14 protein-coding genes and 1 tRNA gene are annotated in these 16,043 nt (G+C 67.0%); 9 read left to right on the top strand and 6 right to left on the bottom strand.

Annotation, left to right across the window (positions count from 1 at the left end):
- Positions 1-101 precede the first annotated feature (101 nt).
- The 5 genes from BM075_RS02685 to BM075_RS02665 all read left to right on the top strand — a co-directional run bounded on the left by BM075_RS02685 (position 102) and on the right by BM075_RS02665 (position 5,982).
- On the top strand, positions 102-2,750 hold the full coding sequence (locus tag BM075_RS02685; RefSeq protein WP_093359109.1) for a divergent polysaccharide deacetylase family protein: 2,649 nt from the start codon (positions 102-104) through the stop codon (positions 2,748-2,750).
- A 76-nt stretch (positions 2,751-2,826) separates the two neighbouring features.
- Positions 2,827-3,162 (top strand): TfoX/Sxy family protein, encoded by a 336-nt coding sequence (locus BM075_RS02680; protein ID WP_177208225.1) that lies wholly within the window; start codon positions 2,827-2,829, stop codon positions 3,160-3,162.
- Positions 3,163-3,267: 105 nt separating this feature from the next.
- Positions 3,268-4,680: a cardiolipin synthase gene (gene cls / locus BM075_RS02675; protein ID WP_093359107.1), complete on the top strand. Its 1,413-nt coding sequence runs from the start codon at positions 3,268-3,270 to the stop codon at positions 4,678-4,680.
- A gap of 33 nt (positions 4,681-4,713) precedes the next feature.
- Entirely contained in the window at positions 4,714-5,418 is a 705-nt protein-coding gene (locus BM075_RS02670) for an endonuclease/exonuclease/phosphatase family protein (protein ID WP_093359106.1), read from the top strand.
- Positions 5,419-5,535: 117 nt separating this feature from the next.
- Complete coding sequence (locus tag BM075_RS02665; protein ID WP_093359105.1) at positions 5,536-5,982, top strand: GNAT family N-acetyltransferase; 447 nt, start codon at positions 5,536-5,538, stop codon at positions 5,980-5,982.
- On the opposite strand, the gene BM075_RS02660 is transcribed toward BM075_RS02665, so the two are convergent.
- The 5 genes from BM075_RS02660 to fabI form a co-directional block, all read right to left on the bottom strand.
- Positions 5,960-6,697 carry a TVP38/TMEM64 family protein gene (locus BM075_RS02660; protein ID WP_093359104.1) on the bottom strand — a complete coding sequence of 246 codons (738 nt, stop codon included), beginning with the start codon at positions 6,695-6,697 and terminating at the stop codon, positions 5,960-5,962. The genes BM075_RS02665 and BM075_RS02660 overlap by 23 nt on opposite strands.
- Before the next feature lie 79 nt (positions 6,698-6,776).
- Entirely contained in the window at positions 6,777-8,291 is a 1,515-nt protein-coding gene (gene trpE / locus BM075_RS02655; protein ID WP_093359103.1) for an anthranilate synthase component I, read from the bottom strand.
- 6 nt (positions 8,292-8,297) lie between these two features.
- Complete coding sequence (locus BM075_RS02650; protein ID WP_093359102.1) at positions 8,298-10,145, bottom strand: peptidyl-prolyl cis-trans isomerase; 1,848 nt, start codon at positions 10,143-10,145, stop codon at positions 8,298-8,300.
- A gap of 376 nt (positions 10,146-10,521) precedes the next feature.
- Entirely contained in the window at positions 10,522-11,037 is a 516-nt protein-coding gene (gene gpt / locus BM075_RS02645; protein ID WP_093359101.1) for a xanthine phosphoribosyltransferase, read from the bottom strand.
- A 7-nt stretch (positions 11,038-11,044) separates the two neighbouring features.
- Positions 11,045-11,857 carry an enoyl-ACP reductase FabI gene (gene fabI, locus BM075_RS02640; protein ID WP_093359100.1) on the bottom strand — a complete coding sequence of 271 codons (813 nt, stop codon included), beginning with the start codon at positions 11,855-11,857 and terminating at the stop codon, positions 11,045-11,047.
- 145 nt (positions 11,858-12,002) lie between these two features.
- Here fabI and pdxH point away from each other — a divergent pair, with 145 nt between their 5' ends.
- From pdxH to BM075_RS02625, 3 genes are all read left to right on the top strand, one after another.
- Positions 12,003-12,605, top strand: a complete 603-nt coding sequence (gene pdxH, locus BM075_RS02635) for a pyridoxamine 5'-phosphate oxidase (protein WP_093359099.1) — start codon at positions 12,003-12,005, stop codon at positions 12,603-12,605.
- 232 nt (positions 12,606-12,837) lie between these two features.
- Positions 12,838-13,377 (top strand): cold-shock protein, encoded by a 540-nt coding sequence (locus BM075_RS02630; protein WP_093359401.1) that lies wholly within the window; start codon positions 12,838-12,840, stop codon positions 13,375-13,377.
- Positions 13,377-13,856, top strand: coding sequence for a DUF192 domain-containing protein (locus BM075_RS02625; RefSeq protein WP_093359098.1), 480 nt, complete (start codon positions 13,377-13,379; stop codon positions 13,854-13,856). The genes BM075_RS02630 and BM075_RS02625 overlap by 1 nt, the downstream gene beginning before the upstream one ends.
- Before the next feature lie 75 nt (positions 13,857-13,931).
- Here BM075_RS02625 and BM075_RS02620 read toward each other — a convergent pair whose 3' ends face one another.
- Positions 13,932-15,353, bottom strand: a complete 1,422-nt coding sequence (locus BM075_RS02620) for a mannose-1-phosphate guanylyltransferase/mannose-6-phosphate isomerase (RefSeq protein WP_093359097.1) — start codon at positions 15,351-15,353, stop codon at positions 13,932-13,934.
- 263 nt (positions 15,354-15,616) lie between these two features.
- Between BM075_RS02620 and BM075_RS02615 the strand changes: the two genes are divergently transcribed.
- Positions 15,617-15,693, top strand: a tRNA-Pro gene (locus tag BM075_RS02615).
- Positions 15,694-16,043: the final 350 nt, after the last annotated feature.

Here is a 16,043-nt window from a genome sequence, read left to right as displayed (position 1 = left end):
GCTATACATGCTCAGAGGCTTCCGCCGGGGTCAAGGTCAAGCACCCGGCGGGCAGGGCCCAGAGGCGAGAGAGCAACGAAAAAAGGGAGCGGGGATAAGGCATGGGACGCGGAATCCTGTCCGGCCTGTTCTGGGGCAGCATCATTTCAGTTGTCGTGTTGTCCGCGGTGTCGCTCCTTGCGCCGCCGCTGCAGAGGACGGCGCTGTTGCCGGAGGGTGACGGGCAGTCACCCGCCTTGTCCGACACGGCTGGCAAGCCAGGACCGGAGATCACCGTGTCCACGCCGGAGGGGACCCCAGCAGAGGGCGAAGCGCCCGCGGTCTCCGAGTCCGGCGCGCCCGTGGCGCAGCCGGAGGGGCCGGAAACCGGCGGGGAGACGGAGATCGCGACGACGGGCACTGAGCCCGAAGGGGAGACCGCGCCCGAACCGGACGCGGCCGGATCGCCGGATGCCGAGACCGGCGGGACGGGTACGGAAGTGGCCTCTACGCTGTCGGTGCCCGCGGGGTCGGAGTTCCGCCGACCGCCGCCCGAGACCGAAGCCGCGCTTCCCGCGCCCGATGCCGGCACCCCGGGCAAGAGCGCTCCGCCCGTGCCGCAGGGCTTCACGGGGGACCCGTCGCTGGCCATCCCGAACACCTCCGCCGCCGCGCGCCCAGAGACGCCCGGCATGGAGGTGACTGCGCCCGAGGCCCCCGGATTCGACGACAAGGCGCCGGAAATCGGTGCGGAAACGCCGACCGAACCCGGGCTGAAGGGGACGCCCAGCCCCTCCGAGCCCGGCGCGCCCGCCGCACGGGAAGACGTCTCCGGTCAGGGAGTCCGCCGCTTTGCACCGCCCGTGACCGCCGAGAGCGTGGGGTCCGAAACGGCGACGCAGGCCAACGTCGGGGCGGCCGAACGGCTGGCATCCGGCGCGACCGGCGAGCGTCTGAGCCCGGGTGAGAGCCAACGCGTCGGAGGGACGGATGCCGCGGGTGTCGCCTCGACGGCGGTGACGGGCAGTTCCACCAGCCAGCCCGCCGAAAGCACCGCGACGGCCCCGGTGTCCGACGGGGCGGCCGAACGGCTGGCGTCCGGTGCGACCGGCGAGCGCCTGAGCCCGGGTGAGAGCCCACGCGTCGAAGGGTCAGAGGTCGCCGGTGTCGCCTTGATGCCAGGGGCGACGCCGGTGCCGGGCGCCTCTGCCGGCCAGACGGCCGACCGCAACGTTCCGGAGCCCTCGCCGGAGCTTACCGCTGCAACCGCCGAAGCGGTCGCCGTCGCCCCGATCGGTCGCGTGGACGGCGGGCAGCCCATCGGGCCGACCGGCGCGGAGACCACGGATTCGGCGGTTGCAGCCGGGCGCGAAACCGTGGCCTCGGCCACTGCGCGCGAGGCCGTGCCCTCGGTTGCCTCCACGGCCGCCACGCAGGCGCGTGCCGTCGACGGTATGGAGGCGGTCGAGGCCGACGTCGCCGAGGCCGCCCCAACCGGCATGGAAACTACGCTGCCTGCCGCCAACGGAACCGAGGCGGCGGACACGGTGCAGGTGTCCGACGCTCCGGACGCCGCCACGTCCGGACTGACCGTGCCGTCCGAACCCGGCGAGGGGCTGGACGCGGTGGTCGCCAGATCGAACGGGCCGGTGGCCGGTGGCGAGCCTGCTGACACGGCAGAAGGCGAGCGGGTGGCGATGGCCGACGTGACCTCCGCCATGCCGCAGACGACACAGGCGGATCGTGCCGTGGTCGCGGATGGGGCGGAGGACGCCGACGAAGCCGAGAGCGCCGATGCCCTTCCGGCCGCGCCGGCCGTTGCCGCGTCCCCGGCCGAGACGGACCTCGAGCGGCCCGAGCGCAAGGAGGTGACCATCGCCGGGCCCGAAGAGGCGCCGCCTTCGGTCAACGACCGTGCGCCCGACAGCCCCGGCGTGCGTGTGGTACCGCTGACCGAACGCTCCGGCAGCAGCTCGCGCCTGCCCCAGATCGGCGACGCTGAGGTCCCAGAGGCGGGGGAAGAGGAGGCCGGAACTGCCGACGCCGCGCAGGACGGCGAAACCGCCATTCCCAGCGGGTCGGGCGGGTCCTTCCGGCTCGACGCCCTGAGCCGCAATGCCGTGCCGTTCGAGAACGCCCCAGGCAAGCCGCTCTATTCCATCATCCTGATCGATGACGGCAGCCGGACGCTCGATCGGTCTGTGCTCGGCACGTTCAACTTCCCCGTGACCTTCGCCGTCGACCCCACCATGCCCGACGCCTCTGAGGCCGCCGCGTTTTATCGCGAGAACGGTTTCGAGGTGGTCATGCTGGTCGAGGGGTTGCCGGAGAATGCCCAGCCGCGCGACCTTGAGGTGGCGTTGGAGGCGAACTTTGCCCAGGTGCCGGAGGCGGTCGCCATCATGGACCCGCCCGAAAACGGCTTCGGCAACAGCCGCAACCTGGTGGAACACGTCGCCAGCATCGCGGCCTATGACGGCCATGGCCTGATTGGCTGGGACCGGGGCGTCGGCTCCGTTCAGGCCGCGGCCGAACGTATTGGACAGCCCTCGGCACTGGTCTTCCGGAGTCTCGACGATCAAGGCGAGCGCAACACGGTGATCGAGCGGTATCTCGACAGGGCCGCTTTCAAGGCGAGGCAGGAGGGGGCGGTCGTCATGGCCGGCCACGCGCGGCCCGAGACGGTCAAGGCGCTGTTCGAATGGGTCGGGTCGGACAAGGCGTCCGACGTGACGCTAGCGCCGGTCTCGGCGGTCCTGCGGGGGCAGTAGGCGCCGCGCGGGCCGTGGTGGCGGTCGGACGGTTATGGCCAGGACTGGAGGCGACGGGATGGTTGCAGATCCGGACATGAACAGACGCCTGCGGGAGGCGATCGGCGACCGGCCGGGGATCGCCGAAAAGAAGATGTTCGGCGGCGTTTGCGTGGTTCTGAACGGCCATATGGTCGGCGGGGCCAGTCGGGACCGGACCACGGGCCACGGGCACTACATTTTCCGCGTCGGGAAGGACAACACGGAAACGGCCGAAGCCTTGCCCGGCGGCGAACCCTTGGTCCTTGGCGGCAAGCGCCTTGGCGGGATCTTTCGCGTCACCGAGGAAGAGGCGACCGACGACGTTCTGTCGGCGTGGGCGGCGCTCGCGGTGTCCCACGTCTCGGCCCTGCCACCGAAGCCAACGGATTGATCCTACCGGGGGCGGCGCGCGGAATGTCCGCAGGCAAGGCTGGGCTTGCATCCGGGACGCCGCTGCGTCCAGTATTGCCGTCACGGGTATTGGAAAGGGGTCGCCATGTGGGTCACGTTCTCCGCAGCGGGCTATCTGGTGCTCGAGCTGTTCGCGCTGTACTTCGCCTACCGCGCCGTTTCCCGCGCCCGCACACCTCAGGGATCTCTGGCGTGGGTGCTGTTTCTCATCATGTTGCCCTGGCTGGCGGTGCCGTCCTTCCTGTTCTTCGGGCACAGGAGGTACCAGGGATACGTCGTGTCGCGGCGCGACTCCGCCGAGGTGATCGCTGGACTCGATGCGATGGGCGAGCATTACCGCGCGGCCCGCGATGGCGGCCTGTTCGGTTATGGCGCCTTCGAGGAGATTTCGGAAATGCCCGTGGTTTCCGGCAACTCCATGGAGCTTCTCATCGACGGGGAAGCCGCGTTCGAGGCGATTTTCGCGGCCTTCGACGCGGCTGAGCAGTACATCCTCGTCCAGTTCTACATCATCCACGACGACGACCTCGGCCGCGCCTTCGCCGCCCGGCTCAAGGCCGCTGCCGACCGCGGGGTTGCGGTGCGGCTGCTCTACGATCCGGTGGGCAGCGTCCACCTTCCGAATGCCTACGTGGCGGACCTGCGCGCCAGCGGCGTCGAGGTGGTCAACGCCAGCGCGATGCGCGGGCCGAGCCACCGGTTCCAGATCAACTTCCGCAACCACCGGAAGACCGTCGTCGTGGATGGGCAGGTGGGGTTCATCGGCGGGCTGAACGTTGGGGACGAGTACCTCGGCAAGAACCCGAAATACGGCGCCTGGCGGGACACCCATTGCCGGCTTCGCGGGCCTGTGGTGACGCAGCTCCAGCTCGTTTATTCAGAGGACTGGCACTGGGCGACGCATCGGCTGCCGTACAAACATCTGAACTGGCGGGCGGAACGGGTGGAGGAGGGGATGGACGCCATCGTCGCGGCCACCGGGCCCGGCGACGTTCTGGAAACCGGCAGTCTCTATTTCTGCGCCTGCATCACGCGGGCGGTGAAGCGGCTGTGGATCGCATCTCCCTATTTCGTGCCCGACATCGACATCCTTACGTCCCTGAAGCTCGCGGCCATGCGCGGGGTGGACGTGCGCATCCTGGTGCCGGAGGTGATCGACCACCGCCTGCCCTGGCTCGCCGCCTTTGCCTATTTCGACGAAATCCGGGAGGCCGGGGTGCAGGTGTGGCGGTATACCGAGGGGTTCATGCACCAGAAGGTGCTGCTGGTGGACGACCGGATCGCCTCCGTCGGGACGACGAACATGGACAACCGCTCCTGTCGGCTCAATTTTGAGGCAACCGTGGTCGTTTTCGACGAGCGCGCAGCGGCGGAAACGGCCCGAATGCTGGAAGCCGATTTCGCGCGCGCCTATCTTCTAGAGACGTCCCTGGCCGATCAGCCCCTGAGCCGGCGGCTTGGCGCGCCATTTGCGCGGCTGATGGCGCCGGTGCTCTAGGCACCCGGGACGAACGCGAACAGGAGGGCGACTGTGCGCCTCAGGATAGCCAGTTACAACATCCAGAAGGCGGTGGGCATCGACTTCCGCCGCGATCCGATGCGGATCATGGACGTTGTTAACGCGTTGGAGGCGGACGTGGTCGCCTTGCAGGAGGTCGACAAACGGCTCGGCGCGCGGCCCTCGGTGCTCTGCCGGGACACCATCGGGGCGGAGACGGATTACGTGGTTGCGCCGCTCGCGGACAACGATGTGAGCCTTGGCTGGCACGGAAATGCGATCCTCGTGCGCCGGGACCTGGAGATCGCCTACGTGGAGCGGGTGGACCTGCCGGGGCTGGAGCCGCGCGGCGCAGTGCGGGTGGATGTGCGGTCCGGGGCAGGTGCGGTGTCGGTCGTGGGCACGCACCTGGGGCTGGTCCGCTATCACCGCCGCCTCCAATTGCAGCGCATCCGGGAGCACTTGGGCGACATGCCCGGGCGCGCCGTGGTTATGGGCGACTTCAACGAATGGTCCATGGAGCGGGGCCTGGAGCCTCTGGAACGTGATTTCCGGATCGTGAGTCCCGGTTTCTCGTTCCATGCCGCGCGGCCCATCGCCGGGCTCGACCGGTTCGCGCTCGGTCGGGATGTGTCCCTGCATGGGGCGGGCGTGGAAGAGGGGCCGCTGGCCAGCCGCGCCTCCGACCACCTGCCGATCTGGGGCGACGTGGAGGTCCGGTCGCCGGACGTTGTCTGAAACGGCCGCTTGCCGGGGATTTGCCGGCGTCGATCCCGCATCCGCCCGGTCGTTTCGGTGCGCCCCGGGCGGCCCGAGCCTGTTGCAACGGCGCGGCGCAGTTCCCACATAGCTGGCATGGAAAGCCCGATCATCCGCCGTGCCATTCCTTCCGACGCCGCAGCGTTTACCGCGGCCATTCGGGCGGCCTATGGCCCGTGGATCGACCGGCTGGACGGACTGCCCGACGTGGATGCCGGTGTGGCCGAAGAAATCGCACAACATCCGGTCTGGGTGGCGGAATCCCGGAGGTCGGGGCGCATTCTCGGCGGGCTGGTGCTGCACCTCGGGTCGGACACCGCGAAGGTGGCGAACCTCGCCGTCTGCCCGGACTGCGGCGGGCGCGGCATCGGGCGCGCCTTGATGGCGGCGGCCGAGGCCCATGCGCATGACAAAGGCTACCGCCGCATGACCCTTTCCTCCCACGGCGACATGACGCCGACCTTGCGGTTCTACCGCAAGAGCGGCTGGGCCGAGACGGGGCGGGAGGGGTATCGCGTCTTCATGGAAAAGGCGATCGGCTGACGGAGGTCTCCGTCTGCGCCACGTGTGGGGCTGCCGCCAGCGACCTGCGCCGCAGGACCACGCGCGCAAGTAGCAGCGCGACGCAAACCGCGCCGAGGAGCACGTAAAACGCCGGGCCCATGATCCACGCGTGCAGGCCCGCCCCTGCGGCGACGGAGACGACGAGAACCGGCAGAATGCCGATGGCGGTGGTCCAGAGGAAGGTCCACCAGCCGACGGAGGTCAGTCCGGCGGCGTAGTTGATCAGGTTGAACGAGATTAGCGGGACGAGCCGCAGCCCGATCAGGCCCGGCGCGCCCCACGCCTGCCAGGTTTGGTCGACACGGCCGAGGACGCTGGAGGGATCGCGGGGCAGCCCGCGTCCGAGACGGCGGGAGAGGCCGAAGGCGATGGCCGCTCCCAGCATCGCACCGATCCAAACGGTTGCGACCCCGGCCGGAATGCCGAGCGCGGCGCCGGCGCAGATGGCGATGGCCTCCGCCGGAACCGGAACGAAGTTGTGCAGCACCATCAGGCCCACGAGCAGCAGCGCGATCATCCGGGGAGTTTGCGGCACGCGCGCCATCAGCTCGGCCGGATCGAGCGTGGGCAGGGCGAGGACAAGACCGACGGCCAGCCCCGCAACCAGTGCCACGGCCCCGATGACGAGCCAGATGCTGCGCCTGGTCGGGCGGTCGCCGGATGGCTCCGGCGGTGTATGCGGGGCGGGTCCCATTACGGAGAGTACCACGTCGGGCGAGGGCGTGGCACATCCTCCCACCGGAACGTGATCGCCAAGGTGGGTCTTGGCGAATTCAGCTGTTTCGGTTGCGCACGAACCGGCCGGCGTCCTGCGCCGCGGCGCGGATCGCGCGGGACTTGTTCACGGTCTCCAGCCATTCCGCCTCGGGGTCGCTGTCATAGACAACGCCGCCGCCGGCCTGAATGTAGAGCTTTTCGTCCTTGAGCACCGCCGTGCGCAGCGCGATGCACATGTCCATGTCCCCGCCCGCCGAGAAATAGCCGACACCGCCGCCGTAGACGCCGCGTTTTTCGGGCTCCAGTTCGTCGATGATCTCCATCGCCCGGACCTTGGGTGCGCCCGATACGGTGCCCGCGGGCAAGCCGGCGAGCAGGGCGGAAAGCGCGTCCTCGCCTTCCTTCAGATCGCCCACCACGTTGGAGACGATGTGCATGACGTGGCTGTAACGTTCGATGACGAATTCCTCGGTCGGGCGGACTGTGCCTATCTTCGCCACCCGGCCCACGTCGTTGCGGCCCAGATCCAGCAGCATGAGGTGCTCGGCCATCTCCTTCTCGTCGCCCAGAAGGTCCGCCTCCAGTGCCCGGTCCTCTTCCTCCGTTGCGCCGCGCGGACGCGTACCGGCGATGGGACGGATCGTGACCTCACCGTCGCGCAGGCGCACGAGGATCTCGGGACTGGCACCGATGACCTGGAAACCGCCGAAGTTGAAGAAGAACATGAACGGAGACGGGTTGGTGCGCCTGAGGCTCCGGTAGAGCGCAAAGGGGGGCAGGGGGAAGTTTACGGTCCAGCGCTGCGAGGGGACGACCTGGAAGATGTCCCCGGCGCGGATGTATTCCTTGGCCGCCTCGACCGCTTGCATGTACCCGGCCTTGGTGAAGTTCGACACCGGATCGCCCACTTGCGCCTCGTCGGCGAGATCCCGGCGCTCGCCGCGCTCACCCGCTTCGAGGTCGCGAATGGCGTCCATCACCCGCTCGGCGGCTTGCGCGTAGGCGGCGCGGGCAGAGACCCCGCTCGCGGTAAAGGCCGGCGAGACGACGATGACCTCGCCTTTCACCCCGTCCAGAACCGCCACCACCGACGGGCGGATCAGAACCGCATCCGGCAGGCCCAGCGGGTCCGGATTGACATGGGGCAGATGCTCCACCAGCCGGATCATGTCGTAGCCGAGATACCCGAAGAGCCCCGCCGACGCCGAGGGGAGCCCCTCGGGCAGTTCGATCCGGCTTTCGGCGATCAGGTCCCGCAGGGAGGTCAGGGGATCGGCCTCCTCGTCCACGAAGGCCTCCGGGTCGTAACGGGCCTCGCGGTTCACGCGCACCGACTTGCCGTGGCACTTCCAGATCAGGTCCGGCTTGAACCCCACCATGGAATAGCGTCCGCGCACCTCGCCCCCCGTCACCGATTCCAGAACGAAGCTGTCGGTACGGGCGCCGGCGAGTTTCAGCATCAGGCTGACGGGGGTGTCGAGATCGGCGGCCAGGCGCGCATAAACCACCTGGTTGCGTTCGTCCTCATACGCGCGGGCGAACGTCTCGAAGTCGGGAAGAAGCTGTACCATGTCGCCTCAGCGGAAGAGCTGCGAATGGACGGAGTTCAGCCCCGCATCGTTGAAGCTGATGCCCGCCCGCGCGGTCAGAGCCTTCGCGTAATAGGTGAAGAGGTCCGCCGCCACGCCCTGCGCGGCGCTGTCGCGTACCTGGCCTTCGATCATCGCCATCTGCGGGTCGCTCGTGTCGACCGGCTTGATCTCGTCGAGGACCACAAGAACCGCAACTCCGGCTGCGTCGACGATCTCGCTTCCGCCAGGGTCAAGCTGGTAGACGGCATCCATCAGCACCTGGGGAGCGCCGGTTGTCGCAAAACTCGCTCGCGTCGCGTCCTTGACCGTCTGCATCGTGGCGCCGCCGGTCAGGCCACCGCCAACCTCGAGCTGGGCTTGCGCAGCTTCGGCTTCCTCACGTGCCCGCTCCAACGCCTGCGCCTGACGCCAGCGGTCCGTCACGACGTCCCGAACCTCCTCCAGAGGCTGAAGGCGGGGCGGTACCATCTCGTCCATCCGGAGGGCGAAAATCCCGCCGTTGTCCATCGTCCGGATCTGCGGGAAGTCCTTCTCCGTCACGGCCTCCGCCGCCTCCCGGAACGCCGCATCCGCAGCGATGTCAGCCTCGACTCCGGGGTAGTAGTCCAGGGTCGCAAGCTCCATCTCCGTTTCGCCTGCAAGGTCCTCCAGCGTCGCGCCGCCGGCAAGGCGGTCATCGAAATCGGTCGCGAGATCCTGGATGGCACCGCGCGCCTTCTGACGGGCCAGTTCGTCGCGAAGATCGGGTTCGGCCTCCTCGAAGGGCGTTTCCTGTGGATTGAGAATGGCGTTCATGCGAAAGAGCGCGGGACCGAGGTCCGTGGGGTAGGGGCCGACGATGCCGGGCTCTGACAGACCGAAGACGGCATCGGCCGCCGCGCCGAGGTCTTCCCGCCTCACGTCCCCAAGGTCCACATCCTCCAGCGACAGGCCGCGCTTTTCCACTTCGGCAGCGAAGTCGCTTTCTCCCGCCTCCACGGCTTCCCGCGCCGCCGTCGCCTCCTCGGCAGTACCGAAGACGAGCCGTTCCACCAGCCGACGCTCCGGGATCACGTACTGGCCGATCCGCTCGTTGTAGAGCGCACGTACCTCGTCCTCGGCAACGTCCACGTCGTCCGCCATCATTTCGGGCGAGAGGTAGGCATAGGTGATCCGCTTGCTCTCAGGCAGGGTGAAATCCGCTTCATGCACGTCGTGGAAGGCCTGAAGCTCCTCGTCGCTCGGCTCCGGCAAGTCCCCGAGGAACCCCTCCGCGTCGAACCCGGCATAGCGGAAGCTCCGCCGCTCCCCAAGCCAAGTCATCAGCAGATCGACGGTCTCCTGCGGGGCGGCGATCCCGCCGGTCACGGCGGACTGAAGGATGTTCCGGGAGGTCTCCTCGCGGACGGTGCGCTCGTACTCGGCCACGCTCCAGCCGTTCTGATCGAGCATGTACTCATAGGCATCCCGATCAAACGTGCCGTCGGGCCCGGAAAATGCAGCTGCGGCGGTGATTTGCCGGGCGACGTTGGCATCTCCCACCGACAGGCCCAGCCGGTCCGTCTCGTTGTTCAGCGCGGCGGTGGCGGCAAGCTGACCCCGCACCTGTGCGGGAATGCCTTGGGCCTCCAGCGAGGCGAAGGACACGTCGGTGGCGCCTGCGGCTTGCTGTGCACGCATCGCCTGCGTCAGGGCGCGGTAGTATTCCTGCGCGGTGATATCGCGATCCCCGACGCTCGCCACGGAGGTGCCGCCGCCGGAGAAATTCCGGATACCGAACCCGCCTAGACCGGCGATCAGCGCCACCAAAAGGGCATAGACGAGAATGTTTCCGGCCTTCTTGCCTTTGCTCATCGGGGCACCTGTCCGCTGCAATTCGTGTCGGGCTTGTCTATGCCCCCCGCGGCGGGGAGGCAAGCGCCTCAGACGGCGCTTCCACGCCTTTCGAAAGAGCTACCGCCGCGCCAAGGCAGTGTTCAAGCCCGCCTGCCGGGCGCGCCAGCCTCCCTGATAGCGAAGACGACGGGCGGGCGATGCACCACGACCCCACCGCCTCTCCACAACGAGGATGTCGTCACCGTCGCACGTCAGTGCACCTTGCGAAATGCCTGCGGCCATCTCTCCTGGAGGGGCTTCTTGTGTCGGAAAATATCCTCGGGGGGGGGGAGCACCGGAACGGGGCGCGGGGGGCAGACGGCCCCCCGTCCTGCGCGTGGGACCAAAGCCGCGCTCAGTCGGTTCCGCGGTACGGTTCCACGTATTGCAGCGCCATGTCCCAGGGGAAGAAGATCCAGGTGTCCTGGCTCACCTCGGTAATATAGGTATCGACCATCGGCCGCCCCTTGGGTTTGGCGTAGACGGTGGCGAAATGCGCCTTGGGATAGAGCCGGCGCACCAGTTCGAGCGTCTTGCCGGAGTCCACCAGGTCGTCGACGATCAGAATGCCCTCGCCGTCGCCCATCATCTCCTCGTTCGGCGCCTTGAGCACCTTGGCGTCCATCTGCTGCTTATGGTTGTAGGACTTCACCGAAATCGTATCGACGGTTCGGATGTCGAGTTCGCGCGCCACGATCATCGCGGGTGCCATGCCGCCCCGGGTGATCGCCACCACGGCCTTCCAGCTTCCGCCCTCCATCGGCCCGTGGCCGTCCAGGCGCCAGGCGAGGGCGCGGCTGTCGCGGTGGATCTGATCCCAGCTGATGTGGAACCCCTTCTCGTGGGGCAGTTGGTCGGAGCGCTGGTTCATCGCGGTCTCACTTCTTCGTTGCGTCGATGTCGGGCGCGTCCACGGCCTTCATGCCGACCGCGTGATAGCCCGCGTCGACGTGGTGGATCTCCCCAGTCACGCCGGCGCCGAGGTCCGACAGCAGGTAGAGCGCCGAGTTGCCCACGTCGCCGATCGTCACGTTCCGCCGAAGCGGCGAGTTCAGTTCGTTCCACTTCAGGATGTAGCGGAAATCGCCGATGCCGGAGGCAGCGAGCGTCTTGATGGGGCCGGCGGAGATTCCGTTCACCCGGATGCCGTTCTTCCCGAGATCTTCGGCCAGGTAACGCACGGAGGCTTCCAGCGCGGCCTTGGCGACGCCCATCACATTGTAGTGCGGCATCACCTTTTCCGCGCCGTAGTAGGTCAGCGTCAGACACGACCCGCCATTCGTCATGAGCTTTTCGGCACGGCGGCAAAGGGAGGTGAAGGAATAGACGGAGACATCCATCGACATGGAGAAGTTGCCGCGCGAGGTGTCCACGTAGCGGCCGCGAAGTTCGTTCTTGTCGGAGAAGCCGATGGCGTGCACCACAAAGTCGAGACTGCCCCAGGCATCTCCGAGCTGCTCGAAGAGCGCGTCCATCGACGCCTCGTCGGTCACGTCGCAGTCGGCGAGCTGGCTGACGCCGAGTTGCTCTGCCAGAGGCACCACCCGCTTGCGGAACGCGTCGCCCTGATAGGTCAGCGCCAGTTCCGCACCGGCGTCGGCGCAGGCCTTCGCAATGCCCCAAGCGATGGATTTATCGTTGGCGAGCCCCATTATCAGGCCGCGTTTTCCCTCCATGAGACCAGCTGTCATGGTGTCCCTCCACCGCTTTGCAGTTTATTGGACCCTTTAAGACGAGCGGCGGGCAAAGGGCAAGTAGGACGCGAAACGCTGGAAATCGTTGGCGGCGGCGTGTAGCTGCGGCGTAAAGAGGCTGGCGCAGGGCAGGAGTGGCAAGATGAGTGACCGCAGCGGCATATTCGCAGGGGACGATCCGTTCGCGCTGTCGCGCGCCTGGCTGGCGGAGGCGGAACAGACCGAAATCAACGATCCCAACGCGATCGCGCTTGCCACGGTGGATGCCGACGGCCTGCCGAACGTGCGCATGGTGCTGCTCAAGGAGATCGCGGCCGACGCCTTCGTCTTCTACACCAACTACACAAGCACCAAGGCGCGCGAGATCGAGCAGTCCGGAACCGCCGCCTTCGTGATGCACTGGAAAAGCCTGCGCCGGCAAATCCGCGTGCGCGGCAGCGTCGAACGCGTCGAGGGTCCGCAGGCGGATGACTATTTCGCCTCGCGCTCGCTGAAATCCCGTCTCGGCGCCTGGGCCTCGCATCAGAGCGCTCCCCTGGCCTCCAGAACCGCGCTGATGGCAGAGGTGGCCCGTGTCACCGCGCGCTACGGAACCAATCCGCCTCGCCCGCCCTTCTGGGGCGGATTCCGACTTCGGCCTGTCGAGGTGGAATTTTGGGCTGATGGGGCGTTCCGCCTGCATGACAGGTTCGTTTGGCGGAAAGGTGCCGGTGGACAGTGGGACATACAGCGACTGTCTCCCTGACGGCGACATGTCTAAAAAGGCACCTTTTCTTTAAGCATTATGGCTACTTCAAGGCATTTGCGTTCAAACAAGGACCAAAGCTTGAAACGATTAGAGTGATGCCATAAGCACAAAATCCTCGGAGGTTTTTGTGTTTTCGTACTCCTCCGTTGATTTAAGGGTATAGGATTTCATTGTTGGGTTGGAAACGAGAGAAGCGCCCAGATTGGCAGAGTTCGAAGGTGTCCCAGCGGTGACCACGAGAGACGAAACAACAAATACACGGCACGTTAAAGGCCGGGTTAAGTGGTTCGACCCTGCCAAGGGGTTTGGCTTCGTTGTCGCCGAGGAAGGCGGCCCCGATATTCTGTTGCATGCCAACGTCCTGCGGAACTTCGGCCAGTCATCGGTGGCCGACGGTGCCGCAATTGAAATTCTCGTCCAGCAGACCGCGCGCGGCATGCAGGCGGTCGAGGTGGTGACGATTACACCGCCCGACGAGGCCTCCGGCCCGCCGCTGGAAGATGCCGCCGCCATTTCCCCGGAGGAGATTGCGGCCCTGCCGCTGGAGCCTGCGCGGGTGAAATGGTTCGATAAGGGCAAGGGCTTCGGCTTCGCAAACATCTTTGGACGGTCCGAAGATATCTTCGTCCATATCGAAGTTCTGCGCCGGTCCGGTCTGGCCGATCTGCAGCCGGGAGAGGCGATCGGCCTGCGTGTCGTCGATGGACGCCGCGGCCGGATGGCGATCGAGGTCGCCGCTTGGGAACGGGCCATTCACCGGGAAATGTGATGACGGTGCACACCGTGAAGGCAGTCGTGTTTGCGGCTCTCGCAACTCTGGCGCCATCGCTGGCGGCGGCGACCTGTGCGGAAGATCAGGTCGACCTGCGCGGCGACTGGGGCAGCGCGCGATTTTCGGTGGAGGTTGCCGACGACACCGGGGAACGCGCCGAAGGGCTGATGTTCCGCGAATCCCTGCCGCGCTCGGCCGGGATGCTCTTCATCTACCCCCAGCCACAGCGCGTTCAGTTCTGGATGAAGAACACGCTCATTCCACTGGATATGATTTTCGCGGACGCCCGAGGGGTCGTGACGCGCGTGCGGTCGCAGGCCGTGCCGGGGGACCTGACGCCAATCGACGGTGGGCCGGGCGTGGTCGCGGTGCTGGAAATCAACGGCGGACTGGCCGAAGCGATGGGAATCGGACCCGGCTCGGAACTGCGTCATCCGGCGCTCGGGGATGATGCCGCGTGGGCCTGTTCCGACTGATCCGGTGATCCCCCGCGACGCGCGACGTGACAAAAAGGGCACGACGACGCCCGAAAGAGCGCCGCCAGCCTGCGCTCAGCTCCGCCCGTAGACGTCCTCGTAGCGGACGATGTCGTCCTCCCCGAGATAGGAGCCGGTCTGCACCTCGATGAGATACATCGGCAACTTGCCGGGATTCGCCATGCGGTGGACCGTTCCCAGCGGGATGTAGACCGACTGGTTCTCCGTCACGAGCTTCACGTCCTCGCCAACGGTCACCTCCGCCGTGCCGGACACCACGATCCAGTGCTCGGACCGGTGGTGGTGGCTTTGCAGGCTGAGCGTGCCGCCCGGCCGAACCATGATCCGCTTCACCTGGAAGCGGTCGTCAATGCAAAGAGTTTCGTACCAGCCCCACGGGCGATGGTGGCGCGGATAGTCGTCGGCCTGGGTGACGTTGGCCTCCCGCAGGGTCGTGACCAGTTCCTTGACCTCCTGGGTGCGCGCCTTGTCCGCCACCAGAACCGCGTCCGGCATCGCCACCGCGACCACGCCGTCGAGCCCAAGGCCGACCAGCCGCATGCCGCCGCTTTCGGACCGCAGGTAGCTGTCCCGGCAGTCGATGGCCGTCACCGGCCCCCGGGTGGCGAGGCCGTCGTCGTCGGGGCGCTCGGCCTGCCAGAGCGCGTCCCAGGCGCCAAGGTCCGACCATTCGCAATCCAGCGGCACCGTGGTGACATTGGATGCCTTTTCCATCACCGCATAGTCGAAGGAAATGGATGGGCAATCCCCATAGGACTCCGCGTCCAGGCGGAAGAGGTTGAGGTCCTCCTTGCCGTCCTTCAGCGCGGCGCGGGCAGGGGCCATGAGATCTGGCGCGTTCGCCTCGAACGCCGCGATCACATCCTTGGCGCGGAACAGGAAGATGCCGCCGTTCCAAAGGTAATTGCCCGCGGCCACGAAGCGCTCCGCGGTTTCCTCGTCGGGCTTTTCGCGGAAACTGGCGAGCGGAATGGCGACGCCGTCTCCATCGGGTTTGCGGGTCAGCTCAAGGTAGCCATAGCCGGTTTCCGGCCGGTCGGGGGTGATGCCGAACGTGACCAGCGCCCCCCCTTCGGCAGCGGTCGCGCCGGCGTCCACGGCCTGAAGGAAGGCCTCTGCGTCGTTGATGATGTGGTCCGACGGCGCGACCAGCATCAGCGCGTCTTCGCCGTCCTCTTCCGCAACCATCAGTGCGGCCACCAGGATCGCGGGGCCGGTGTCGCGCAGCGCGGGTTCGACCACCACCTTCGCGTCCGACAGGCCCGTGGACACCGCCTGTTGGGAGGCGAGGAACCGAAAGTCCTCGTTTGTCATGACGAGTGGGCGGGTGAAGCGGGGGCCGGTCAGCCGCCGAAGGGTGGCCTGGTAAAGACTGCTGTCTCCGATCAGGCGCGCGAACTGTTTGGGGTATGCCTTGCGGGACGCGGGCCAGAGACGGGTTCCGGATCCGCCGCAGAGGATAACGGGGTGTATCATTTCAATGCCTTTGTTGCCTGGGGCAGGTTCTATCCTGCCAAAACGATAGTGCAACCGGCCGGGGGAAATAACCGGAAAGGGCAGTTCGGGCGGATACGCCGCGCGGCCCGACCGTGGGACTGTGAAAGGACCCGCCGCGCAAAAACGACTTTGCATTTTTCTCCGCTTGCGCATAGACGGCTCAGACCGGTTTCAAGACGGGCCCGCATGGGGCCGTCCGGACCGGGCCGCCACGCGCCGCCGTCCGGCGCAGGGGCATGTGTCGGGGCGTAGCGCAGCCTGGTAGCGCGTCGGTTTTGGGTACCGAAGGCCGCAAGTTCGAATCTTGCCGTCCCGACCATCTTTTCCTTCGTCCGAGCCTGTTTGCCCGTGCCGGGAGGTGAGTCGTCCGATTCGGTATAGGTTCGACTCGGACCGCCTCTGGTCGGACGGGGGCGGACGCTGTGCCGAAGTGCTTGATTTGACGACCTGCCAAGCACATTGCGGCCGAGGATGCCTCCGACTGGCGCGGCGCCAATCGCGATCGGGTCTGGCCTGGCGGGCACTACATCTGGTGTTGCCATTTCGTCGCGACGATCATGTCGCTTGTGGAGCGCCCTTGGGATACCTCTCGGGCGCCCCTCTGGAGAGCATTCGCCACTAAGACGCCCCGCTCCCATATTTTGTTGGCTGTATGCGGTGACAGGCCAC

This window comes from Tropicimonas isoalkanivorans (genome assembly GCF_900112335.1).
GTDB lineage: Bacteria > Pseudomonadota > Alphaproteobacteria > Rhodobacterales > Rhodobacteraceae > Tropicimonas > Tropicimonas isoalkanivorans.
The sequence above is the reverse complement of the archived record's forward strand: the minus strand, read 5'-3'. Positions and strand labels throughout refer to the sequence as shown.

Excerpts from the sequence above, each read along its gene's own strand:
- BM075_RS02620 (WP_093359097.1), bottom strand. The coding sequence starts at position 15,353 with ATGATACACCCCGTTATCCTCTGCGGCGGATCCGGAACCCGTCTCTGG.
- BM075_RS02650 (WP_093359102.1), bottom strand. The coding sequence starts at position 10,145 with ATGAGCAAAGGCAAGAAGGCCGGAAACATTCTCGTCTATGCCCTTTTG.
- BM075_RS02665 (WP_093359105.1), top strand. The coding sequence starts at position 5,536 with ATGGAAAGCCCGATCATCCGCCGTGCCATTCCTTCCGACGCCGCAGCG.
- BM075_RS02625 (WP_093359098.1), top strand. The coding sequence starts at position 13,377 with ATGACGGTGCACACCGTGAAGGCAGTCGTGTTTGCGGCTCTCGCAACT.
- pdxH (WP_093359099.1), top strand. The coding sequence starts at position 12,003 with ATGAGTGACCGCAGCGGCATATTCGCAGGGGACGATCCGTTCGCGCTG.
- BM075_RS02685 (WP_093359109.1), top strand. The coding sequence starts at position 102 with ATGGGACGCGGAATCCTGTCCGGCCTGTTCTGGGGCAGCATCATTTCA.
- BM075_RS02680 (WP_177208225.1), top strand. The coding sequence starts at position 2,827 with ATGAACAGACGCCTGCGGGAGGCGATCGGCGACCGGCCGGGGATCGCC.
- fabI (WP_093359100.1), bottom strand. The coding sequence starts at position 11,857 with ATGACAGCTGGTCTCATGGAGGGAAAACGCGGCCTGATAATGGGGCTC.
- gpt (WP_093359101.1), bottom strand. The coding sequence starts at position 11,037 with ATGAACCAGCGCTCCGACCAACTGCCCCACGAGAAGGGGTTCCACATC.
- cls (WP_093359107.1), top strand. The coding sequence starts at position 3,268 with ATGTGGGTCACGTTCTCCGCAGCGGGCTATCTGGTGCTCGAGCTGTTC.
- BM075_RS02660 (WP_093359104.1), bottom strand. The coding sequence starts at position 6,697 with ATGGGACCCGCCCCGCATACACCGCCGGAGCCATCCGGCGACCGCCCG.
- trpE (WP_093359103.1), bottom strand. The coding sequence starts at position 8,291 with ATGGTACAGCTTCTTCCCGACTTCGAGACGTTCGCCCGCGCGTATGAG.